Here is a 24,361-nt window from a genome sequence, read left to right as displayed (position 1 = left end):
ATGCAGAAATCCGGTGGCCTCCCGGCCATTGTCACCGCCGTGGCTACCAAGCTGATGGGCGCCACGGCCAGTACGAACACCGAAATCAGCACCCAGATCCTGGCCGATCTCGTCGAGATCCTCGGCGTGGACGTCAGTTACCTGCGATACAACGACCACAGCATCCGCGCCACGGAGCTGGTGGCCGAATGGCCGCAGCGTCCGGACAAACCCGACCCCGACCCGCTGCAAACGATCTACTACGCGGACGCGGACCAGGTCTTCGCGGTGGCCGAACACGCCAAGGAACCGTTTGTGCTGCGGCCCGCATCCTCGAACGAGGACTATCAACGCACCGTCGAGGAGGCCCGGGGCATCCCGGCCGTGTCGACCGCAGCGGTCCCCTTGCTGTCCAACGGCGTCACGACGGGAACGCTGGGTTTCATCAAGTACGGCGACCGGGAATGGAGTGAGGACGAGCTCAACACGCTCACGGTGGTCGCCACGATGTTCGCGCAGGTGCAGACACGCCTGAGCGTCGAAGACCGGCTGCGGCACGAGGCCGGGCATGACGATCTCACCTCACTGCCGAATCGGCGAAGCCTGTTGCGGCATCTGGATTCTCGGCTCGCCGGCGGGCAGCCCGGTCCGGTCGCGGTGCTGCTGTTCAACCTCGACCGGCTCAAGGCGATCAACGACTATCTCGGTCACTCCGCCGGCGATCAGTTCATCCGGGACTTCGCCACCAGGACGACCGAAGCGATGGAAGGCCAAGGACTGATCGCCCGTCTCGGCGGTGACAAATTCGTCGTGGTGCCGGGATCCGCCACCGAACTCGGCGCCGCGGCCGCGCTCGCCGAAAAGCTGAGCAACCGGTTGACCGATCACGTGGACATCGGCGGCGAAGTGCTCAACCGCACGGTCAGCATCGGTGTCGCGACCGGGATGCCGGGGACGGACACCGGGCTGGACCTGCTGCGGCGAGCCGACGAAGCGCTGCTGTCGGTCAAGGGGACTGCGGGGGACAGGGTCGGCGTCTTCTCCCCGGAGATGCTCACGCGCCGAGAGCTGCGCAACGACATCGAACTGCACCTACAGGCCGGTATCGAAACCGACGCCCTGACCGTCTACTACCTTCCCGAGATCGACATGCAGACGGGAAAGATCCTGGCGGTCGAGGCGCTGGCGCGCTGGCAGCACCCCACCCGTGGGCTGCTCCTGCCCGATGACTTCGTCGCGATAGCCGAATCCATCAACGTCGCAGGCGAACTCGGCGACTGGATACTTCGCGCGGCGTGTTCCCAGTTGGCGCAGTGGCGCGCGCGGGGGGTCGGGCACGACATCATGCTGCGGGTCAACGTCTCGCCGGCGCAGCTTGTCGCGCACGATCTGGTCAAGACCGTCCAGCGCACCCTCGACGAGTTCGGCCTCGACGGCACGTCGATAGGTCTGGAGATCACCGAGAGCGTCGTCATCCGAGACCTGGTCAACACCAGGGCCACCCTCAACGGGCTGCGGGAACTCGGCATCGACATCGCCGTCGACGACTTCGGCACCGGCTACAGCGGCATGGGCCTGCTCAGGACGCTGCCGGTGGGCACGGTGAAGATCGATCGCGGATTCGTGTCGGACATCGACACCAGCGTTGACGACCTCGCCATTGTGCGGGCCATCATCGGCCTGGCCGGGGCGCTGGACCTCGTCGTCGTCGCCGAGGGTGTCGAGACCCAGGCGGCGGCACAGGTACTCCTTCGCGAAGGCTGTTCTCGCGCACAGGGATACCTGTTCTCTCGTCCGATCCCGGCCGACGATGTGGAGCAAGCGCTGGCCCGGGGCTCGGTTCCCATCGTCATCGGACCGACGACATCGCCACCCGAAAAGCGTTGAGGGCCGGCGACGGACGCCACTACCGGCCGGCGATGATGGTGTGCTCGGCCGGCACCACCACCCGGCCGCCGACGGCGGCGGGCGGCGCCTCGTCGGGCAGAGCGCGGCCGCGAAGGCCCGGTCGGCGAACGGCCAGTCGTGCTTGCCGGGCTGGGCGACCACCGCACAGTCGATCCCGTTGGCGCGGCCGAGCGCGCAGAGGGAATACGCGGCGGCCGTCTGGTTGCCGGGGTTGGCGGCGGCTTCCCGTCCGGCCAACCGCATGGCACCGCTGTCGCCCATCGCGAAATCGTGGCGCGGCGACGGTGGGCCGTCGGCGGAGATGCTGAACCAGCCGGCCACGTCCTGGTAGGGGCCGTGCCTGCTGATCACCGTGCTGGGGTCGAACGCCGCCCACGCGTCGGCGTTTCCGCCGAACAACCTGGCAATGGTCTGTCCCTTGGTGCCCGCATTGGGGAAGAAGTCTCCGGCCACGTCGACGAACGCGCTGAACATTTCGGGGTGCATGACCGTCAGGTCCACCGCGCAGGTTCCGCCCATGGACCAGCCGGCGATCCCCCAATTGGCCCGATCGGGGCTCACGCCGAAGGTCGAAACCATATAGGGGACTACGTCTTTGGTGAGGTGATCGGCGGCATTACCGCGTAACCCGTTGACGCATTCGGTGTCGTTGTTGAACGCGCCGCCGGAGTCGACGAACACCAGCACCGGCGCGTTGCCGGCGTGTGCGGCGGCGAAGTCGTCCATCGTCTTGACCGCATTGCCGGCGCGGGTCCAGTCCGCCGGCGTGTTGAACTGCCCGCCGATCATCATCACCGTCGGCAGCTTCGGGGGCGGGCTGTCCCCCGCGAGCGGGTGGTGCCCCCAGGTGAACCATGCGGGCGGCAGGTACACCAGTTCGCCGCGGTGCTTGAAATGCGATGCGTCCGAGGGGATCTTGACTGCCACCACACTGCCGTGCGGTGGGAGGGTCCGTTTCGCGGCCATCGCGGTGACGGTGGCCTGGTCGGCCTGATCGGGCAGCGGGCCGGACGTCAGCTGGTTCCAGGCGGCCTGCACGGTGGGGAAGTAGCCCACCCAGAGGTTGAGCACCAGCGCCGCGCACAGCAAGCACATGGGAACGGCCAGGGCGGCGGCGGCGCGCCGCCACGGGCGTGCGGTGCGCCAGCCGAGCGCCAGCACCGCGACCGCCGCGCCGGTCAATGCGGTCCACACCCAGAGCCCGGACGGCGCGGGATCATCGGAGAGCCCGCGGTCGACGATGTACCAGTGCGTCGCGTAGGCCACGGAGCCGCCGACGAGCGCGACCGCGGGCACCCCCAGCGTTCGCCAGCGCCGTGATCGCCAGCCGACCGCCAGGGTCAAGACGACGGCGGTGACAACCTGGATCGTGACCGGCAGCCAGCCGTGCATGAGGGAGGTGTGAGCGGATGCCAGCCACTGTGCCGAGGCGAGGGGCGTGGAAGCTGTCACGCGTACATTGTGAGCCATCGTTAACCGGGTTGGAACATATTGAGGCAATGTCTCCCGGTTCGACTCGCGGGCGACGAACCCCGCTTAATGCGGTTTGGCCAGCGGGAATGGCAGTGTCTCGCGGATGCTGCGGCCCGTTATGAGCATGACGAGCCGATCGAGGCCCATCCCGAGACCGCCGGTCGGTGGCATCGCGTATTCCATGGCCTGCAGGAAGTCCTCGTCGAGTTCCATCGCCTCGGGGTCTCCGCCCGCGGCGAGCAGGGATTGTTGCTGCAGCCGGCGCCGCTGCTCGACCGGATCGGTCAGTTCGCTGTAGGCGGTGGCGAGCTCGACGCCCCACGCCACCAGGTCCCACCGCTCGGCGACGCCGCGGACGCTGCGGTGCGGTCGGGTCAGCGGCGAGACGGACGTCGGGAAGTCGATGTAGAACGTCGGCTGCTCGGTCCGCTCCTCGACCAGGTGCTCGTACAACTCCAGCACCACCGCGCCGGCGTCCCACTGAGCGCGGTACTGAATGCGCGCGGCGTCGGACAGCTTGCGCAGCGCCGCCAGGGAGGTGTCGGGGTCGACGGCCTCGCCGAGCGCTTCGGAGACCGCCTCGTGCACGGTCTTCACCGGCCACACGCCGGAGATGTCGACCGGCTCGAGGCGGGAGTCGTCGCCCGCCGATCGCGGCCGCAACACGATCTGCTCGCCGTGCGCCGCCTGGGCGGCGTTCTGGATGAGCTCGCGGCAGCCGTCGATCCACACCTTGTAGTCCGCGTGCGCCTGATAGGCCTCCAGCAGGGTGAATTCGGGGTTGTGGCTGAAATCCGCACCCTCGTTGCGGAACGCGCGTCCCAGCTCGAAGACCCGCTCCACACCCCCGACGCACAACCGCTTCAAGTAGAGCTCCGGCGCGATGCGCAGGAAGAGGTCCATGTCGTAGGTGTTGATGTGGGTGACGAACGGCCGCGCGGTGGCCCCACCGTGGATCGGTTGCAGGATCGGGGTTTCGACTTCGATGAACCCCTTGGTGAACAGGGTTTCCCGAACCGACCGCAGCACCACGCTGCGGGCCTTGAGCAGCTCACGCGACTCGGGATTTACCGCCAGGTCGACGTAGCGGGTACGCACCCGGGCTTCCGGGTCGGTGAGCCCGTTCCATTTGTTCGGCAAGGGCCGCAGGCACTTACCGATCATCCGCCAGTCGCCGACGATCAACGAGCGGGTCCCGTTCTTGCTGAAACCCATGTGCCCGTTCATCTCCACCAGGTCACCAAGGTCGATGGCCGCCGTGAAATCGGCGGTGCGCCCCCGCTGCAGGCGCGAATTATCAAGCAGCACTTGCATTTCGCCCGACCAGTCGCGCAGCTGCGCAAAAAGCACGCCGCCGTAGTCGCGGACCCGCAGGATCCGGCCGGAAACCGTGATGGCTTCCTGGTCGTCGGCGTCGAGCGCCCTGGCGATCGTGTGGCTGGGCGGGGAACCGACCGGGTAGGCGTCAACGCCCTGACGCTGCAATATCTTCAGCTTGGCCAGGCGCACCCGCACCTGCTCGGGCAGCCGCGCCCACGACTCCTCGGCTTCGGCGGCGCCCTCGCGGCGCTGCAGCCCGCTCACGTCGGGCGCCGACCCGTCGTGGTGTAACAGTCCGGACTCGACCAGTCTGGCCGGAACGGCGGGATGGTGGCCGGTGTGGACCTTCTCGCGCCGGCTGAACGGAAGTACGAGGAAGCCTTCGGCGATGACCGACGCGACCCCCACCCGCGGGATCAGCCGGGCGTCCTCGTAGCAGGCGTAGCGGGGCACCCATTCGGGTTGGTACTTCATGTTCGAGCGGTACAGCGTCTCCAGCTGCCACCACCGCGAGAAGAACAGCAGGAACCCGCGCCACAACCGGGCGACCGGTCCGGCACCGAGTTGGGCGCCCTGCTCGAACGCCGAGCGGAACATCGCGAAGTTCAGCGAAATGCGGGTGATGCCTTGGGCTTCGGCGTTCAACGCGAGCTCGCTGACCATCAGCTCGATCGTGCCGTTGGGCGATTGCGGGGAACGGCGCATCAAGTCCAGGGAGACGCCGGTGGTTCCCCAGGGGACCAGCGACAGCATCGCGACCACTTCGCCGCCCCGGTCCAGGGCTTCGACGAGCACGCAGCCCCCGTCGGCGGGATCGCCGAGCCGGCCGAGCGCCATGGAAAACCCGCGCTCGGTCTGGGTGTCGCGCCAGGCGTCGGCGCGCGAGATGGTCGCGGTCATCTCCTCGGGCGTGATGTCGTGGTGCCGCCGGATGCGGACGGTGAGCCCGGCCCGGCGGGCCCGGGTGACGGCCTGGCGCACCCCGCGCATGTCCGGGCCGGACAGCTTGAAGTCGGCGGTCCGCAGGATCGCCTCGTCGCCCAGCTCCAGCGCGTTGAGCCCGGCTTCGCGATAGGCCTGAGCTCCCTGCGAACTGGCGCCCATGACCCCGGGCGCCCAGCCGTAGCTTTGGCACAGCGCCAGCCACGCGTCGATAGCCTGCGGCCACGCCCTCGGGTCGCCCACCGGGTCGCCGCTGGCCAGGCAGACGCCGATCTCGACGCGGTAGGTGATGGCGGCCCGGCCGCTGTGCGCGAACACCACCGACTTGTCGCGGCGCGTCGCGAAGTACCCCAGGGAATCGTTCTTGCCGAACAGTTCCAGCAGCCCGCGGATCGCGGACTCGTCCTCCCCGGTGAGGGCGTTGTCGGCGCGCTGGGACTGGAACAACACGATCGTCGCCGCGATCAGCGCCAAAGCCCCGAACAACCCGAAAATCGCGTTGAGAAAGACGTGCGGCCGGCCGGAGAACTGATCGGGGTCGACGATGGCGAACCCGACGACACGGTTGACCACGTACCAGAAGCGGGAGTCGGGCGCCAGCGTGCCCGGGAACATCTCGACCAGCCCCCACGACGCCAGAATCCCGATGACGTCGCCGACGACCAGCACCGCCGCCGCCTTGAGCAGGGCCGCTTTTCGGACCTTCGCCCAGAACTCGCGATACGCCAGAACGAGAAGGACGACGGCGACGACGTGCACCGCGAACCCCAGGTTCTCCCCGAAGACCTCCTGGGCGGTGTTGTCGCCGGCGGCGATGTCGGCGGCATTCCACACCGCGGCCAGGATCATGTTGCCGAGCAACAGCACCCAGGCGATGCGCTTGCGCGCGGTGAGCGCCGCGGCCAGCAGCGCGAGCACAAACGACCACGCGATGCTGGTGTCCGGGAAGTTGAACAGGTAGTCGTTGATGAATTCGCGCGGCACCTTGATCAGCCACCGGATCAGCGGTGACACGCTGGCCACCAGGGACAGCGTGGCGATGACGCCCACCGTCCACCCGGCCGCCGCCGGTACCCAGCCGAACCGGGAATGCGACCGGCTGCCCGAACGAGGAGTAGCGAGTGTCACAGACCGCGAGGATATGCCCTCAGTCTCGGAAAGTCCTGACGATGGCCGCGGAGTCGGGGCGTGTGGTTCGTCATGCCACCGCGGCGGGCTCCGCCCCGCCGGGCCGGACCCCGCGCCGCCGAAGTGCGGAAAGACGGTTGGAGGCTGCTAAACTGTTGTCCGCGACCATCCCGGCGAAAGCCAGGAACAGTAAGTGGAGTCCCACTCCCACCGCTAGCCACGACAAGGCGAAACGGTCCGGTCACGGGCGTCGAGCACGCCTGTTCCGCGGCTAACGCGGGCGGCTTGAGTATTTCTCAGGCCGTGATCGGTCGGCAATGGGCCCTGCTGATGCAGGGCCTTTCTGCTGATGGTGTGTGTTGCCACCGACTGAGCCCGGGCGGGCCGGGCACCGGTAGCGAATGCAGGACGACACACACGCCCAACAAGGGAGGCCCCATCAGCACTGAGACCCGCGTCAACGAGCGCATCCGCGTACCTGAAGTCCGATTGATTGGTCCAGGGGGGGAGCAGGTGGGCATCGTGCGCATCGAAGACGCGCTGCGCGTTGCCGCGGACGCCGATCTCGACCTCGTCGAAGTAGCCCCGAACGCCAGACCACCGGTCTGCAAGATCATGGACTACGGCAAGTTCAAATACGAGACGGCGCAAAAGGCGCGCGAATCGCGCAAGAACCAGCAGCAGACCGTCGTCAAGGAACAGAAGCTGCGACCCAAGATCGACGACCACGACTACGAGACCAAGAAGGGTCACGTCATCCGCTTCCTCGAGGCGGGGTCGAAGGTCAAGGTGACCATCATGTTCCGCGGCCGCGAGCAGTCCCGGCCCGAGCTGGGCTACCGACTGCTGCAGCGCCTCGGCACCGACGTCGCCGACTACGGATTCGTCGAGACGTCCGCCAAACAGGACGGCCGCAACATGACGATGGTGCTGGCACCGCATCGCGGCGCGAAAACCCGTGCCAGGGCCCGGCATCCGGAAGCACCGGAGACCGAGGCCGACGAGGCCGGCGACAGCCAGCCTTCACCGAACTGACCAGGAGTAGGGGAGCTATGCCCAAGGCCAAGACCCACAGCGGGTCGTCAAAGCGGTTCCGGCGCACCGGGACCGGCAAAGTCCTTCGCGAGAAGGCCAACCGTCGGCACCTTTTGGAGCACAAGCCGACCACGCGGACCCGTCGGCTGGCCGGTCGCACGACCGTTTCGGCCAACGACACCAAACGTGTCAAGAAATTGCTGAACGGCTGACACCGCCCGGACACCCGGCATCAGACCTGTAGAAACATTCACTGCCTGAACGAGAGTAGGAACATCCATGGCACGCGTGAAGCGGGCGGTCAACGCCCACAAGAAGAGGCGCAGCATCCTCAAGGCCTCGAAGGGCTATCGCGGCCAGCGGTCCCGGCTCTACCGCAAGGCCAAAGAGCAGCAGCTCCATTCGCTGAACTACGCCTTCCGTGACCGCCGTGCGCGCAAGGGCGAGTTCCGCAAGTTGTGGATTTCGCGCATCAACGCCGCCGCCCGGGCCAACGACATCACCTACAACCGGCTGATCCAGGGCCTCAAGGCCGCGGGCGTCGAGGTGGACCGCAAGAACCTCGCCGACATCGCGGTCACGGACGCGGCGGCCTTCACAGCGCTGGTCGACATCGCGCGGGCGGCACTGCCCGACGACGTCAACGCGCCGTCGGATTCCGGAGAAGCCGCCTAGCCGCACTCCCGTGCTCACCGAACGCTCGGCCACGGTGGCGGCGGCTGCCAAACTGCATCGTCACGTCGGCCGGTCGCGGGCACAGCGATTCCTCGCCGAGGGCCCCAACCTGGTCGAGGCCGCGTCGGCCCGCGGTTTGGTCCGGGAGGTGTTCGTCACCGAGGCCGCCGCGCAACGCCACGCGCCGCTGCTCGGCGAGCAGCCGTATCCGGTCCACCTGGTGACCGAGCGAGCGGCAAAAGCGCTGTCCGACACGGTGACCCCCGCCGGGCTGGTGGCGGTCTGCGAGATGCCCGCGACCCGGCTGGAGGAAGCCCTGGCCGGCTCGCCGCGGCTGGTCGCGGTCGCCGTCGAGATCAGCGAGCCGGGCAATGCGGGCACGCTGATCCGCATCGCCGACGCCATGGGGGCGGGCGCGGTGATCCTGGCCGGGCACAGCGTCGACCCGTACAACGGCAAGTGTCTGCGCGCCTCGACTGGCAGCATCTTCTCGATGCCCGTCGTTTCCGAGCCCGACGCCGCGGCCGCCATCGCGACGGTGCGGTCCGCCGGGTTGCGGGTGCTGGCGACGACGGTGGACGGGGAGTCGCGGCTGGACCAGGTCGGCCTCCGCGCACCGACGGCGTGGCTGTTCGGACCCGAGGCGCACGGCTTGCCGGCCGCGCTGGCGGCCCAGGCCGACCACCGTGTGCGCATCCCGATGGCCGGCGGCGCCGAGAGCCTGAACGTCGCCGCCGCCGCGGCGATCTGCCTGTACCAGAGCGCCCAGGCGTTGGGCTGCCTCCGCTGAGCGGGCCGCGGTCACCGAGTCTGCGGTCAGGGCGCCGACCCTGCGCCCCCGGTCGCCCGAAGGCCAGGAATCGCACCGTCAGCGCAGACTCGATCGGCGGCTGACGTCAGGCGGCCCCCTTGACCCGGCCCCGCGCCGGGCGCAGGCCGGCCAGCGACAGCGTGGTGTGCATCAACGAGCCCGCGCGTTCCACCAGCACCTTCGCGGGGTCCAGGGCGAACTTGGGGCGGGGCGGAAAGTAGTGCATCGGCAGGCCGCGGCGGTCGCGCGGCGGCGCGACGAACGCCGGCGCCTCGACCAGCGGCGCGTTCTGGGGCAGCCGGCCTTCGGCGCGCCGGTAGGCGGCCAGGGCACGCGGATGCAGCCGGATTTCGTCGGGAACCGCCAAAAAGGCCAGCTCGACCGCCTTGCCGAAAAGCCGCAACAGGATCTCGTCGCCCGGCGTCCAGTGCATGCCCGCCTTCTCCCGGACCGCCGGCTCGAACAGGCCCGCGGCGATCCAGCGCTGGCCGGCCACCAACGGCTTGAACAGCTGGTCCCACATTGGCGTGGGCATCGGGAGATATTTCGGCTTGGGAATGCGCATCTGGAAGATGTCGAGGGTGGCCTGGTTGATCTCCAGCTCCTCGCGGCAGACCCGGTCCCAGTAGGCCTGGAACTCCTCCCACGTCTCGGGCACCGGCCGCATGCTCATGCCGTACATCCGGTACCACCGGACGTGCTCGTCGAACAGCTGCCTCTTCTCGGCCTCGGTCAGCCCGCCGCAGAAATACTCCGCGACCTTGATGATGAGCATGAAGAACGTGGCATGGGCCCAGTAGAAGGTCTCCGGGTTCAGCGCGTGATAGCGGCGCCCCGTGGCGTCGACGCCCTTGATCGTGTGGTGATAGCTCTTGATCTGGTGGCCGGTCTGGGCCGCCCGATCACCGTCGTAGACGACGCCCATGATCGGGTAGACCGACCGGGCCACCCGTTGCAGCGGCTCGCGTAGCAGGATGGAATGCTGCTCGACGCCGGCGCCCAGCTCCGGGTACATGTTCTGGATCGCGCCGATCCACACCCCCATCATCCCGGTGCGCAGATCACCGAAGTACTTCCAGGTGAGTGAGTCGGGCCCCAGCGGATCGGCGGATGTCGTTGCCATAGCAGTCATCTCCGCCTCCTGCGCCTAACTGCGCTCACGATAAACTCTGACAACGCGCGTTGTCTACGGAATCGGCGCCGGAGACGGCGGGTGTTACCGCTTTTCCACCCCGGTGCCGCAGCCGCGTGATCAAATACCCCGTTCGGCGCGCCGGGCGACAGGCCTCCTCCTGCCCGCGTCCGAGGTCTGCTCCTCCCGGCCGTGTAGCGGTTGGGCGCGAGTTGTGACGCAAACGCAGGGGCCGTCGTTGGCTGTCGCCTCCGAAACCAAATAACCTGGCTGACGTGGAACTCGCGCGTCGTCAACCAGGTCTGGGCGAGCCCGAGGAACCGGTGACGACGACGGCAACCGAGCCGGGCGGCCGCTCCCCGGTGTCCGTGCACAGCGCGGCGCAATGGCTGAGGACCCACAATCGCAGCCCCGGGGCGGTGGCCTTCATCCGGCGCGCGCGCCGGCTCCTGCCGGGCGATCCGGAGTTCGGGGACCCGCTGTCCACCGCGGGCGAAGCGAGCCGCCGACCGGTTGCTCGGCGATCGCGACGCGGTGTCGCGCGAAGTGAGCCTCGGCGTGTTGCAGATGTGGCAGGCGCTGACCGAGGCCGTCTCCCGGCGCCCCGCCAACCCGGAGGTCACCCTCGTCTTCACCGACCTGGTCGGGTTCTCGACCTGGTCGCTGCAGGCCGGTGACGCGGCCGCGCTCAGCCTGCTGCGCCAGGTGGCGCGCGCGGTCGAGCCGCCGCTGCTCGACGCCGGGGGCCACATCGTCAAACGGATGGGCGACGGACTGATGGCCGTGTTCCGCGACCCCCTGGTGGCCGTGCGGGCCGTGCTGGAGGCCAAAGAGGCGCTGCGAACGGTGCAGGTCGACGGCTACACGCCCCGCATGCGCGTCGGGATTCACACGGGCCGACCGCAGCGGTTGGCCGCCGACTGGCTCGGCGTGGACGTCAACATCGCCGCCCGCGTGATGGAACGGGCCACCAAGGGCGGAATCATGGTCTCGAGCTCGACGTTAGACCTGATACCGCAGAGCGAACTGGACGCGTTGGGCATCGCGGCCAAACGGGTGCGCAAGCCGGTGTTCGCCCACAAGAGCGCCGGCATCCCCGCGGACCTCGCGATCTACCGCCTCAAGACTCTTAAGGAGTTAACAGCCACCGATGACACAGCCGAAACAAATTCGCAGCCATAATTGGTACCAATGATTGGGGGCATCTTCTCCCGGCTTGCCCGGATCCGGTTCACGGTGGGGTACGCGGTCGCGCTCCTCACCATCAGCTGCGTCATCCTCGCGCTCGGTCCGCACGCGCACGACGTGATCGTCCAGCGCGCGAGCACCAACCTGCACAACCTGGCGCACGGCCACCTGGGCACGCTGCTGGGCAGCGCGCTGGTGGTCGACGCCGGTCCCCTCTATTTCTGGTTGCCCTTCCTGACCTGCCTGCTCGCCCTGGCGGAGCTGCATCTGCGCACCATCCGGCTGATGGTGGCGTTCGTCGTCGGCCACATCGGCGCGACGCTGGTGGTGGCCGCGGCCCTCGCCGCGGCGGTCGAGTTCGGCTGGCTGCCGATGTCGATCACCCGGGCCAGCGACGTCGGGATGAGCTACGGCGCCCTGGCGGTGCTCGGCGCGATGACGGCCGCGATTCCCCAGCGCTGGCGGGCGGCCTGGGTCGGATGGTGGGTCGCCGCGGGCATTGCTGCGGCGATCATCGGCAGCGACTTCACCGACGCGGGCCACACCGTCGCCGTCATCCTGGGCGTGCTGGTGTCCTCCCGGTTCCGGCAGCCGATCCACTGGACACCCCTGCGCACCCTGATGCTGGCCGCGTCCTCGGGATTCGGCTTCCTGATGTTGGCGCACCACTGGGGCACCATGGCGGCCGCGCCGGTGTTCGGTGTGCTCGGCGCCCTGGCGGCCCACAAGATCTTTCAATTCGTCACCGGACGCGGCGCCCTGCCGGTTTTGCCGATGGTGGATGACGCGCCGGCCGCTCCGCAGCCGGTCGTGGCCGGCTAGCCACTCGTCCGGCCGCCCCGCGCAGCACGCGCCCGGCGCCGTGCACCGAATCGCCTATGATCAGCACTTGCGCTGGGCGCATCCAGCCGTTCGGAACAGCCTCGTTAGCAAGGAGAGTGCCGCCGCGTGGGCGATCAACCCGTCGACCTGTCGCCGGAAGCCTTGGCCAAGGCGGTCACCGCCGCCCGGCAGGCCATGGCGGCCGCCGGCGATCTGGACGCGCTGGCACGGGTCAAGACCGAGCACCTCGGTGACCGCTCGCCGCTGGCGTTGGCGCGGCAGGCGCTGGGCAGCGTCCCCAAGGATGAGCGCGCCGATGCCGGCAAACGCGTCAACGTCGCGCGCGCCGAGGCCCAGACCAGCTACGACGAACGGCTGGCGACGCTGCGCGCCGAGCGCGACGCCGCGGTCCTGGTCGCCGAGGGCATCGACGTCACGCTGCCGTCGACCCGGCAGCCGCCCGGCGCGCGGCACCCGATCACGATACTGGCCGAGCACATCGCCGATACCTTCATCGCGATGGGATGGGAGCTGGCCGAGGGGCCCGAGGTCGAAACCGAACAGTTCAACTTCGACGCCCTCAACTTCCCCGCCGACCACCCCGCCCGCAGCGAGCAGGACACCTTCTACATCGCGCCCGAGGACTCCCGCCAGCTGCTGCGCACCCACACCTCGCCGGTGCAGGTGCGCACCCTGCTCGAGCGGGAGCTGCCGGTCTACATCATCTCCATCGGCCGCACGTTCCGCACCGACGAGCTCGACGCCACCCACACGCCGGTCTTCCACCAGGTCGAGGGCCTGGCGGTGGACCGCGGCCTGTCGATGGCGCACCTGCGCGGAACGCTGGACGCGTTCGCGCGCGCCGAGTTCGGGCCCAGCGCGCGCACCCGGATCCGGCCGCACTTCTTCCCGTTCACCGAACCCTCCGCCGAGGTCGACGTCTGGTTTGCCAACAAGAAGGGCGGCGCCGACTGGGTGGAGTGGGGCGGCTGCGGCATGGTGCATCCCAACGTGTTGCGCGCCGCGGGAATCGACCCGGACGTCTACTCGGGCTTCGCGTTCGGCATGGGCCTGGAACGCACGCTGCAGTTCCGCAACGGGATCCCGGACATGCGCGACATGGTCGAGGGCGACGTCCGGTTCTCCTTGCCGTTCGGGGTGGGTGCCTGATGCGCGTTCCCTACAGCTGGCTGCGCGAGGTCGTCACGGCCGGCGCCCCGGGCTGGGACGCGTCCCCCGGCGACCTCGAGCAGACGCTGGTGCGCATCGGCCACGAGGTCGAAGAGGTCGTCACCCTGGGCCCGGTCGACGGACCGCTGACGGTCGGGCGCGTCACCTCGATCGAAGAGCTGACGGAATTCAAGAAGCCGATCCGAGCCTGCCTGGTGGATGTCGGCGAGGATAAGCCACGCGAGATCGTCTGTGGGGCAACCAACTTCGCGGCCGGCGACCTGGTTGTGGTGGCGCTGCCGGGCACCACGCTGCCCGGCGGCTTCGCCATCGCCGCCCGCAAGAGTTACGGTCGCACCTCGGACGGGATGATCTGCTCGGCGGCCGAACTCGGTTTGGGCGCAGAGCATTCCGGGATCCTGGTGCTGCCGCCCGACACCGCCGCACCGGGCGCCGAGGCGGCCGGGGTGCTGGGGCTCGACGACGTGGTTCTCCACCTCGCGATCACCCCCGACCGCGGCTACTGCATGTCCGTGCGCGGCCTGGCCCGGGAGATCGCCTGCGCCTACGACTTGAACTTCGTCGACCCGGCGGACGTCAAGCCGTTGCCGGTCGAGGGGGAGGCCTGGCCCCTGACTGTGGACGCGGAGACGGGCGTGCGCCGCTTCGCGCTGCGGCCGGTCACCGGGATCGACCCGGGCGCCGTGTCGCCGTGGTGGCTGCAGCGCCGGCTGTTGCTGGCCGGCATCCGCGCGACGTCGCCGGCGGTGGACGTCACTAACTACGTGATGCTCGAGCTCGGCCACCCCATGCATGCGCACGACCGCAACCGCATCACCGGGGGCCTCCGCGTGCGGTTCGCGCGGCCCGGCGAAACCGTCGTCACCTTGGACGACATCGAGCGTCGGCTCGATCCGGCCGACGTGCTCATCGTCGACGACACGGGGACCGCCGCGATCGGCGGCGTGATGGGCGCGGCCACCACTGAGGTGCGCGATGATTCCACCGACGTACTGCTGGAGGCCGCGGTGTGGCACCCCGCCGGGGTGTCGCGCACCCAGCGGAGGCTGCACCTGCCCAGCGAGGCCGCCCGCCGCTACGAGCGCGCGGTGGACCCGGCCATTTCAGTCGCCGCGCTGGACCGCTGTGCCGGGCTGCTCGCCGAGATCGCCGGGGGAGAGGTCTCGCCGACGCTGACGGACTGGCGCGGCGAGCCGCCACGCGACGACTGGTCCCTCCCGCCGATCCGGATCGCCGCCGACCTGCCCGACCGGTTCGCCGGGCTCGCTTACCCCCCGGGCACGACCGCCCGACGTCTCACGCAGATCGGCGCGGCGGTGGCGGACGAGGGCAACAACACCCTGACCGTGACACCCCCGAGCTGGCGGCCCGATCTGCTGCAGCCCGCGGACCTCGTCGAAGAGGTCATGCGGCTGGAGGGGCTGGAGGCCATCCCGTCGGTGTTGCCGGCGGCCCCCGCGGGCCGCGGACTCACGGCGCTGCAAAAGCGTCGGCGCGCCATCGGCGAGTCGCTGGCGCAGTCCGGGTACGTCGAGATCCTGCCGACGCCGTTCCTACCGGCCGGCGTCTTCGACCTCTGGGGCCTGCCGGCCGACGACCCGCGGCGCGCGGCGACGCACGTGCTCAACCCGCTGGAAGCCGACCGTCCGGCGCTGGCGACCACGCTGCTGCCGGCACTGCTGGAAGCGTTGGGCCGCAACGTTTCCCGAGGGCTCGTCGACGTCGCGCTGTTCGCGCTGGCGCAGGTGGTTCAGCCCACCGAGCAGACCCGCGCTGTCGAACTCATTCCGGTCCACCGCCGGCCGACCGAGACTGAGATCGCGACGCTGGACGCGTCCCTGCCGCGGCAACCGCAGCACGTCGCCGCGGTGCTGACCGGACTGCGCGAACCCCGGGGCCCCTGGGGTCCCGGCCGTCGGGCCGACGCCGCCGACGCGTTCGAGGCGGTGCGAATCGTGGCGCGCGCCAGCGGGATTGACGTTCGTCTGCGCGCGGCCCAACAGCTGCCCTGGCATCCGGGCCGGTGCGCCGAGGTGCTGGTGGGACAGACCTGCGTCGGTCACGCCGGCCAGCTGCATCCGGCCGTCATCGAGCGTTCGGGCCTGCCGAGGGGGACCTGCGCGATGGAGCTGAACCTCGATGCGATCCCGATCGCCGACGCCCTGCCGGCGCCCAGGGTGTCGCCGTTTCCGGCCGTCTTCCAGGACGTCAGCCTCGTGGTGGCCGCGCACGTGCCCGCCCAGGCGGTGGCCGACGCCGTGCGGGAGGGCGCGGGTGAACTGCTCGAAGACCTGCAGTTGTTCGACGTGTTCACCGGCCCGCAGATCGGTGCGGACCGCAAGTCGCTGACGTTCGCCCTGCGCTTCCGTGCGCCCGACCGCACGCTGACCGAGGACGACGCGAGCGCGGCCCGCGATGCCGCGGTGCGACGCGCCGCCGAGGACGTCGGGGCGGAGCTGCGCGCTTAACGCCCAGCCTCCGCGACACGATCTACGCCCCCCGCGGGGGTTTCTACGCCGTTTGACCGATGGTCTTCGCCGGCTACCGCGGCGGTTTGGAATCCCATCGCGCCTGGACCTACCCCGGTTGGTTGGTGAGGAATTGGTGCGAATACGGCCATGTAGTGATGCCCCTTGGTCGGGGCATTGCCGGTGTGAAGTGAAAACCCTAATTGTCATATTGACAAAAGCGCACCGCTTATTAGACTCACGTCTGTCTTGGTTACCGACCAGTAAGTTTACCGCCCGGTAACCACCTGCAGTGGGCGTCGGGAGGGCCTCGGGCACGTTCGTGCGCGGGGTCTTATCCGACCTTGTGTCGAATTGAGTGACCATCGGTCATCATGTGGTGGCCCGAGGAGAGGGTGGACATGTCGCAGCTGGTTCTTGGCGGATTCCCGTTCCAGCCGCCGTATGGCACCGGTATCGGCGGGATCATCCCCGGCCTGCTGAGCTTCGGACCTCAGCTGGCACACGACATCGCCTCCTAGTGGTCCGTCTGCGATTCGATCTGGCGGAGAGCGTCGTATGACACGCCGGCGGCTGGAGCCCCAGCAGCGACGCGAACAACTGCTCGACACGGCTGCCGCGATGTTCGCTAAAAAGCCGTATGAAGATGTCTGGATGGAGGAAATCGCCGCGGTCGCGGGGGTGTCGAGATCGTTGCTCTATCACCACTTTGCGAGCAAGCGCGACTTATACGTCGCGATATTCACGCGCGCGAGTAAACGCACCCTGGCACGCGCCCACCCTGATCCGCAGCTACCGCTGGCAGCACAGCTTGACAGCGGACTCAAGGCCTACATCCAATATTTTGCCGATCATCCCTTCGAAGCCATCGCGATCAACCGCGGCGCGCTCTCGGATGACCCGGCGATCCAGGCGATCATCACCGAAGAGCTCAACGTCGTCGGACAACGGCTGATCGACAAACTCGTCGCGGAGGGACGTGCGCGTGATGTCACCGAGATCGCGGTCGAGGCCTGGTTGGCGTTCGTTCGGGCCGCCTGCGTCATATGGATTCAGTCGCAGAAGATCACGCGGGCCGACCTCACCAAGATGTGCCTACGCGCATTCGACTGCGCTCTTGAGTACCCCAGCACGCCTCATGCCCGGCCGAACGAACTCACCCCGGCGATGACCACTGGACGCGAGCATCGGAACCGCGACGCCTGGGCCTTCGTGTGGAAAGCCACCGCCGACGACATTGTCGCCAAAGTCCAACGCAGGCGCAGCGACACTCTCCGTCAGATCAAATCGCAGACGGACCGCTAGGCGCGGCTATTGAGGGGAAGGACGCCGGTATTGGCCGGCGCTCGTCGCTCAACCGCTTTTGAGCGAGGGGCGCAAGGCCGGTGCGAACTCCACGCTGAGGCCTTGAACCGCGAGTTTGGTCCGGCCACGCCTAAAGCCGTTCCAACCGTAATGAATCCTGTGAAACGCTCATTGTCATATTGACAAAAGCACTCCGCTTATTAAACTCACGTCTGTCTTGGTTACCGCGGGGTCAGTTTCCGGTCGGTAACCGGCAGTAGTGAGAGTCGAGGGGGGGCCTCGCGCACGTTCGTGCGCGAGGCCCTTATTCGACTGTGCCGAATTGAATGACCGCCGGTCACCGCCGGTGGCCCTACGAGAGGGTGGACATGTCATTTGTGATCGCTACGCCGGAGCTGGTCGAGAGCGCGGCCACGAACCTGGCGGGTATTCGTTCGTCGCTGGCCGAGGCCGCGGCAAACGCGGCCGGTCCCACTACTGGGATCGCGACGGCGGCGCAGGACGAGGTATCGGTCGCGATCGCATCGATGTTCGGCAACTTCGGCCAGCAGTTCCAGGCCGTTAGCGCCCAAGCTCAGTCGTTCCACCAGCAGTTCGTCTCCTTGATGAATGCGGGCGCGGGTGCCTACGCCAGCGCCGAGACCGCCAACGCGGCGCAGACCATGCTGGGCGGTGCCCTGGATGGGGGCGTCCTCGGCAGCGTCGGCCAGGCGGCCGGCAACGTCGGCGCGGAGCTCAACGGCGCGGTGGCCGCGTTGGGCAACGGTGGCCTCGGCGGGTTCGTCGGTGGACAGATTCAGACTGGCGCGCAAGCCATTTCGAACGCGATCGCCGGCTCGCCCATCGGACTCGGGGCGGTGCAGACGGGCGGGGCGGCCGCGGCGATGAGCGGCATCAGCTCGTTCGGCGCCACCGTCGCCGCGCCGTATCAGGCGCTGGTTTCGAACACCGTCACCAACCTGCAGGCCATCGGGAACACCGTGGTGAGCAACCCGTTCCCGTTCCTGCACCAACTCGCCACTAACCAGATTGGCTATGGGCAGACGATCGCCTCGTCGATCGCGACCGGCATTCAGAACCTGCCCGCCGAGTTGGCCAATCTGCCGGCGACGATCCAAACCGGCATCCAGGGGCTGGCGACCTTCAACCCGGGCGCCTTGCTGCAGCAGTTCGTCAACAACCAGATCGGCTACGCGCAGACGATCGCGACGTCCTTGCAGAGTGCCGCACAGGACTTCGTTACCGGGGTGCAAACCTTGCCGCCGGCCTTCCTGACGGCCTTCCAGGATCTACTGGCGGGCAACCCCTCTGCGGCCTATTCGGTGCTCAATGATGCGTTGGTCAATGCCTTCCTTCCTGGCTTCAATGGCGTTCAGGTAGGGCCGGCGGGATCGTCGGTTCTCATCGATATCGTGCCGATCGGTCCGTTGGGGGACCTGTTGCCCATCCTGGCAATCCCCGGACAGATGGCGCAGGGCTTCACCAACCTGTTGCCTGCCGGCACTATCCCCGCGCAGATCGCGCAGCACGCGACCAATCTGATCAACGCCTTCACCAATCTGGGGACGACGCTTTTCATCAGCGATGTCGCCAATCTGAATTTCGGGATCCCGCTGCAGCTCCTCTTGGATGGGATCGGTGCGCCGGCGAACGCCTTGAGCGCGCTCAACTCCACCGGGGTGGCGCTGGTCAGCGCGCTGCAAGCGGGGAACGCGTCGGCGGCCGCCGCCACGCTCCTGGATGCCCCGGCTGTCGTGGCCAACGCCTTCCTCAACGGCACCACCGTCGTAGCGCTGCCCACGGCAACGGTCTCCCTGTTCGGGCTTACCCTGCCGTCGACCACCTACCTGCCGCTCGGCGGGCTTCTCACTCCGCTCAGCACCCCCGAGGTGCTGGTCAATTTGGACGGGACGATGTTGCAGCTCGAACTCTCGGGTGGGACCCCGATCGGTGGCCTCATTCCGGGGCTGCTGAGTTTCCCCGCCCAGTTGGCGGCGGACATCGCCGACTAGCCGCACCAGTCAGTCATTGAGGGTCGGGCCGTCGGTGTAAGCCGGCGTCCCGACCCTCACTCGTCGTTGGGGCTGATTCCGGCGGACCGTGTCGACTTGTCGCCGGACGCGTTGGCCCACGCGGTCAACGCCGCCGAGCGGGCCATCGCGCTCGCCGGCGACCTCGATGCGCTGGCGCGGGTCAAGACCTTCGCGCTGCGGTTCCGTGCGCCCGATCGCACGCTGACCGAAGACGACGCCAGCACCGCCCGCGATGCCGCGGTGCGCCGCGCGGCCGAGGCCGTCGGCGCGGAATTGCGCGCTTAAGCATTTCTTGCGCCACCCAGAGCTTGCCCGCGGAGGTCGCGAACCGACCAACCAACCATTCCAGACCGGGATCAGACGATGATGGGCGGCGATCTCACCGGCGGGCTCCTCGAGGTCGGCGGCGCGTTCTTGGCACCTCTTCACCAACCTCAATGGCTCGTTTCCATTTCCCGCCGGACGGCCGACGGGGAGCCGGCTTGCTGAGCATCGGTCGGCGTTGACGCCGGTGATTACGCTCAGCGCGTAATTGCGGTCGGACCGGGATACCGCTTCGGGGCCGGTGTGCGGCCGCTCGCCCGCCGTTAGGCCCCTGGACTGCGGTGATTGTGTTGCGATGCTGCAGTTTGCCCGTCGCCCGGTCACGCCGACAACCAGAATTTTCATTTTCCTGCTCGGGAGCAGGTCGGAGGCTATTAAGCTTTGTTTTCCTGGGTGTTAATGCAGTAACCGTCGCGGCTGGGTCGATGGGAGGTGGATATGTCTTTTCAGGTTGAGCCCGGAAAGGTGCAGACCGCCGCCCAGAACCTGGCCAATATCCACTCATCGCTCGAAGATGCGAGTGCCACGGTCGCGGAACCCACCACGGCCGTGGCTGCCGCGGCCGAGGATCAAGTGTCCGCAGGGGTGGCGGCCGTATTCAACTCGTTCGGCCAGGAATACCAGGTACTCAGCGCCCAGACCCAGGCGTTCCACGCGGACTTCGTCAACCTGCTGAATGCCAGTGTCGGCGCCTACGTCAACACCGAGGTCGCCAACGCCGAACAGGCGTTGATGAACGCGCTCGACGCGCCGGTTCACGGGCTGATGGGCGCGGCCGCAGGCGCGAGCAGCGCCGTCGCGGCTGCGGCCTCGACTGTCGGTGCTGTGACACCGGCGGCTGTCCTCCCGATCCTCGGCGGTCTAGGGGGCGGGGGGGTGGGCTCGCTGCTCGGCGGTCTTGGCGGCGTGGCGCCGGTGGGGTCGATGCTGGGCGGCGTGGCGCCGGTGGGGTCGATGCTGGGCGGTCTTGGCGGCGGATCTTTGGTCTCGAACATCAACGGCGTCGTGGCCGCGCTGCAGAGCGGCAACGGTTTGTCACTGCTTTCCGGCTCGATCGGGGCCGGCCTGCAAACCCTGTCCAGGGACATCGCCGCTCTGCCGACAACCCTCCAGTCCTATGGAAATGCGTTGGCGCCCAGCCTGTTGCCCGCCGGCGCGAGCACCGGCGGTGTCACCGGCCCCTATCAAACACTCTTCGACAACACCGTCGCCAACCTCGAAACTCTCGGTGGGGCCATATCGGCAAATCCGGCGCCACTGCTGCACCAGCTCATTACGAATGCGACTGGTTACGCGAACACGATCGCCGGCGACCTCCAATATCTGCTCCAAAACTTTCCCACGGTATTAGCCAATTTGCCGGCTAACGTTCAGGCGGCATTCCAGGCGCTTTTGGCGTTCAACCCGGCGCCGTACATCCAGCAGTTCATCAATAACCAGATGACTTTCGCCAACATGTGGGCCACGGCGCTCCAAGGTGCCGGCCAATCCTTCGTGACCGGGCTGCAGGCGTTGCCGGCGGCCTTCCAGTCGGCATTCCAGGAGCTGCTGACCGGCAATATCGGCGGGGCGCTGGCCGACGTCACCGGGGGATTCCTGAATCTCTTTGTCACCGGTGTCAATGTCGCCACCACCGGAAGTGTCACCACGCCGCCCGGGGTCACCGCGACGATCACCCCAACTGGCACTGTGGAGGACCTGCTCCCGCTCCTGACCATTCCGGGTATGCGGGCCCAGAACCTCACCAACCTGCTGCCTTCCGGCTCGATCGCGTCCCAGGTCGCGCAAAACGCCACCAACGTGATCCAGACGGTGACCGACACGTCGCTCGTCGCGCAGGCGTTACTTTCAGTCAGGATCTTTCCGCCGTCCGCCACCCTCTCCGTCAACCTGACGGCTGGGCTGCCGGTGGCGCTCGGCCTGGACGCCATCGGGGCGCCGATCAATGCACTGGATGCAGCATCCGCCGGTGCATCGCAATTAATCGGCCAGCTGCAGACCGGGAATTCACTTGGTGCAATCAGCACACTGGTCGACGGTCCGGCCTATGTCGGCGATGCTTTTCTCAATGGCCAGTCGACGATGCCCATACAATTCGACATCAGCGGCTTACCCGCTACTGTGAACCTTCCGCTGAACGGAATTCTCGTCCCGCAAACCGGCTACACAGCATCGGTGAACACCGCGATCGGGACCGTTACCTCGCCGGTCGGCGGTACGCCGCTCAGCGGCCTCGCCACCGCCCTGCTGGTGTACGCGCCCGAGCAGCTGGCGTCGGCGATCACGCCCGGCATGTAATTCGCCGACGGTGTGCGTCGATAAGGCGCGTACCTGAGCCCTTTTATCGGCCCGCGCTTTCCGTTGCGGCAGTGGCACGGATTTCCTGACCGCCAACCCGCTCTCAGTCCTGAACATCACCGGACAGCTCGGTTGGGGCCCGCAAGAACTCGCTCTTCCCGTGGGTCCCTCACGCTGACGTCACGTGAGTCCGTCAGTACGTCACTCGTACTGGGCATCCGGCTGCCAGAACTCCGGCGTTCGACGCGTTTGATGCGGCAGTCAACATCGACAGTGCCGTAATAGTCACCAGCACAACGATTTCCGGAACTCTGCCCACCGGCGACCCGCTTACCGCCTTGACGCACCCCTCTCGTCGTCGCGTCGGACACTATCGCCAACCGCTTGTTCAAGACGCTTGCGTGCAACCCCGTCACCGCCGGAAGTTTCGGTCACGGCAGACATCCCTTTAACGGTCTCTAGCCTGTCCCAGCCCCGGACGCTGACTGTGACGGCACCGGGTGTGCCAGTCTTCCGTAACGTCACAGTGAGGGGTCGAGCTGCCCTCGGTCTTGACGTATGCGCCGAAGGCGCTCATGGCGTAGTCGGCTGACAAGCACGGGCTCTGCAACAGGCGTTTCGCTTTAATGCCGGATTTTTCGTTTTCTGTGCCGCAATCCGGTGGTTCTCCTGCGCGCCAAAACGATTGCCTATTAGCCTCATGTTTACTTGACACTCACCGGGGATGTTCGCCGCAAGTGATTGAGGGGGATGGGGGCTATGTCCTTTGTCGTTGCTGTTCCCGATCTGGTTGAGGTTGCCGCGCAAGATTTAGCCGGCATACGCGCGTCGTTGGCGGATGTCGCGGCGGCCGTCGCGGGTCCTACGACCGGAGTGGTGCCTGCCGCGGCTGACGAGGTCTCCGCCGCGATCGCTGCGATGTTCGGAAGCGTCGGCCAGGAATTCCAGGCATTCACTGCTCAGGCTCAGGCTTTTCACGCCGAGTTCGTCAAGTCGATCAACGCGGGCGCGGCCGCATACCTCAGCACGGAGGTCGCCAACGCTGAGCAGGCCCTGGCTAACGCTGTAAGCGCACCGGCGCAGGCGTTGTCCGGCGGCAGCTCGGTGGCCGCCGCTTCGACCGACCTCCTGGGCGGACTACTGGGCGGCGGCACCAGCGGTGGGCTCCTTGGTGGCTTGACGGGAAGCGGTGGGCTGCTGGGTGGTTTGACGGGAAGCGGTGGTCTACTCAGTGGTCTCGGAGGCCTTGGTTCACTGGGGAGCACCCTCGGCAGCGGCCTCAATTCGCTTCTGTCGGGCGGGATTCCAGGTTTCCCCAGTCTCGTGACGGGGCTCGAAAATTCGCTGACCGGCGTCGCGAACTCCCTGCTGCCCGGGCTGATACAAATACAAACCGGCGCCGGCCCCTACTACTCCGGCCTCTGGGGGCCGTATCAAGAGCTCTTCGCCGATACCTGGGCCAACCTGCAAAACCTCGGCGCATCCTGGCTGGCCGACCCCTTCCCGTTCCTGCGGCAGGTCATCGCAAATCAGATCGGTTACGGCCAGATCATCGCCACGGCGTTCCAAACGGGGAATCTGCAGCCCATCTCCGCCATCCCCGGCGACATGGGCCACAACTTCGCCAATGTCATTGCGACGCTGACCAATACGAGCGTTACTTCGTCTTTGGACCTGTCCGTATCACCCCTGAGTGCGACCGTCGAAAACGCCGTCGGTTTGCCGCTGGTGTTCGGAGCCAGCGTGTTGGGCCCGCCGGTTGCCGCGTTGGAGGCGGCCGGCGCCAGCGCGTCAGCGTTCACGGCCGCGATGCAGGCCGGGAACGGGGCCGGCGCGTTTGCCGCCCTCTTCGACGCACCGGCCGTGATCACCAACGCATTCCTCAATGGCCAGGCGACGTACCCGTATGCGCTGAACCTGTCCAGCCTGACGGGGCCTGCGGTCGGGCAAATCGCCAACGTCAGTGTGGTCGGTAACTTCCCGCTGGACGGATTGCTTCACCCTCCCGGTTACTACCCGGTGACGGTAACGGTCACGCTTCTGAATAGCGCCGTCCTGCCGCCACTCATCGTTGACCTGGGCGTCGGAAGTACACCCTTCACCGGGCTCCTACCCTTCCTAATCAACTACGCGCCGCAACAGCTCGCGCAGGCGATTGGCCCCCCGGCGCCCCCCCCGCCGTTGATATCACTGCCCATACTGAGCTTCTAGCCGCCTGTCGGTGCCGGGGCTCTCGACCGACGACTGTGAGCGCCAGCAGGGTTCGTGACACGCCGCCCCCGCCAGGTTTCGCGCGGGTCAGCGAGCGGGCCGAGATCACCTATCAGGG

At 67.7% G+C, this 24,361-nt stretch carries 14 protein-coding genes and 3 pseudogenes; 14 read left to right on the top strand and 3 right to left on the bottom strand.

The features are described 5' to 3' along the window. On the top strand, window positions 1-1,866 hold the full coding sequence (locus BN971_RS05495; protein WP_211279791.1) for a bifunctional diguanylate cyclase/phosphodiesterase: 1,866 nt from the start codon (window positions 1-3) through the stop codon (window positions 1,864-1,866). A gap of 27 nt (window positions 1,867-1,893) precedes the next feature. Here the strand turns inward: BN971_RS05495 and BN971_RS05490 are convergent. Both BN971_RS05490 and lysX read right to left on the bottom strand, forming a co-directional pair. After that, a pseudogene (locus BN971_RS05490) lies at window positions 1,894-3,357 on the bottom strand (alpha/beta hydrolase); the annotation flags it as partial. A gap of 66 nt (window positions 3,358-3,423) precedes the next feature. Then, the gene (lysX, locus tag BN971_RS05485; protein WP_211279792.1) at window positions 3,424-6,750 is read right to left on the bottom strand and encodes a bifunctional lysylphosphatidylglycerol synthetase/lysine--tRNA ligase LysX; all 3,327 of its coding nucleotides are present in this window, start codon (window positions 6,748-6,750) and stop codon (window positions 3,424-3,426) included. Between the two features lie 438 nt (window positions 6,751-7,188). Here lysX and infC point away from each other — a divergent pair, with 438 nt between their 5' ends. The 4 genes from infC (at window position 7,189) to BN971_RS05465 (ending at window position 9,250) form a co-directional block, all read left to right on the top strand. Beyond that, the gene (infC, locus tag BN971_RS05480; RefSeq protein ID WP_085180205.1) at window positions 7,189-7,785 is read left to right on the top strand and encodes a translation initiation factor IF-3; all 597 of its coding nucleotides are present in this window, start codon (window positions 7,189-7,191) and stop codon (window positions 7,783-7,785) included. Window positions 7,786-7,802: 17 nt separating this feature from the next. Then, entirely contained in the window at window positions 7,803-7,997 is a 195-nt protein-coding gene (gene rpmI / locus BN971_RS05475; RefSeq protein ID WP_085180191.1) for a 50S ribosomal protein L35, read from the top strand. Window positions 7,998-8,064: 67 nt separating this feature from the next. Continuing rightward, a complete protein-coding gene (rplT, locus tag BN971_RS05470) occupies window positions 8,065-8,460 on the top strand; it encodes a 50S ribosomal protein L20 (protein WP_085180192.1) in 396 nt (131 codons plus the stop codon). Window positions 8,461-8,470: 10 nt separating this feature from the next. Further along, window positions 8,471-9,250: a TrmH family RNA methyltransferase gene (locus BN971_RS05465; RefSeq protein WP_085180193.1), complete on the top strand. Its 780-nt coding sequence runs from the start codon at window positions 8,471-8,473 to the stop codon at window positions 9,248-9,250. Window positions 9,251-9,356: 106 nt separating this feature from the next. Here BN971_RS05465 and BN971_RS05460 read toward each other — a convergent pair whose 3' ends face one another. Beyond that, window positions 9,357-10,403 (bottom strand): oxygenase MpaB family protein, encoded by a 1,047-nt coding sequence (locus BN971_RS05460; RefSeq protein WP_085180194.1) that lies wholly within the window; start codon window positions 10,401-10,403, stop codon window positions 9,357-9,359. A gap of 275 nt (window positions 10,404-10,678) precedes the next feature. Here BN971_RS05460 and BN971_RS05455 point away from each other — a divergent pair. The 9 genes and pseudogenes from BN971_RS05455 to BN971_RS05415 all read left to right on the top strand — a co-directional run bounded on the left by BN971_RS05455 (window position 10,679) and on the right by BN971_RS05415 (window position 24,243). Further along, window positions 10,679-11,585, top strand: a pseudogene (locus tag BN971_RS05455) (adenylate/guanylate cyclase domain-containing protein). 9 nt (window positions 11,586-11,594) lie between these two features. After that, window positions 11,595-12,413 carry a rhomboid-like protein gene (locus BN971_RS05450; protein ID WP_085180196.1) on the top strand — a complete coding sequence of 273 codons (819 nt, stop codon included), beginning with the start codon at window positions 11,595-11,597 and terminating at the stop codon, window positions 12,411-12,413. A 126-nt stretch (window positions 12,414-12,539) separates the two neighbouring features. Further along, window positions 12,540-13,583 (top strand): phenylalanine--tRNA ligase subunit alpha, encoded by a 1,044-nt coding sequence (pheS, locus tag BN971_RS05445; RefSeq protein ID WP_085180197.1) that lies wholly within the window; start codon window positions 12,540-12,542, stop codon window positions 13,581-13,583. Continuing rightward, entirely contained in the window at window positions 13,583-16,072 is a 2,490-nt protein-coding gene (gene pheT / locus BN971_RS05440) for a phenylalanine--tRNA ligase subunit beta (RefSeq protein ID WP_085180198.1), read from the top strand. Before pheS ends, pheT begins: the two co-directional genes overlap by 1 nt. Window positions 16,073-16,630: 558 nt before the next feature. Beyond that, window positions 16,631-17,377, top strand: coding sequence for a TetR/AcrR family transcriptional regulator (locus tag BN971_RS05435; protein WP_085180199.1), 747 nt, complete (start codon window positions 16,631-16,633; stop codon window positions 17,375-17,377). Window positions 17,378-17,745: 368 nt separating this feature from the next. Further along, window positions 17,746-19,389 carry a PE family protein gene (locus BN971_RS05430; RefSeq protein WP_169718574.1) on the top strand — a complete coding sequence of 548 codons (1,644 nt, stop codon included), beginning with the start codon at window positions 17,746-17,748 and terminating at the stop codon, window positions 19,387-19,389. A 186-nt stretch (window positions 19,390-19,575) separates the two neighbouring features. Beyond that, window positions 19,576-19,695, top strand: a pseudogene (locus tag BN971_RS26580) (hypothetical protein); the annotation flags it as partial. A gap of 477 nt (window positions 19,696-20,172) precedes the next feature. Continuing rightward, window positions 20,173-22,032, top strand: a complete 1,860-nt coding sequence (locus BN971_RS05420; RefSeq protein ID WP_090349846.1) for a PE family protein — start codon at window positions 20,173-20,175, stop codon at window positions 22,030-22,032. Window positions 22,033-22,791: 759 nt separating this feature from the next. Beyond that, window positions 22,792-24,243, top strand: a complete 1,452-nt coding sequence (locus BN971_RS05415; RefSeq protein ID WP_139027049.1) for a PE family protein — start codon at window positions 22,792-22,794, stop codon at window positions 24,241-24,243. Window positions 24,244-24,361 lie beyond the last annotated feature (118 nt).

The sequence above is a fragment of the Mycobacterium bohemicum DSM 44277 genome (genome assembly GCF_001053185.1).
Classification (GTDB): Bacteria; Actinomycetota; Actinomycetes; order Mycobacteriales; family Mycobacteriaceae; genus Mycobacterium; species Mycobacterium bohemicum.
Note: the sequence above shows the minus strand (reverse complement) of the source record. Positions and strands in the feature narration are given on the sequence as shown.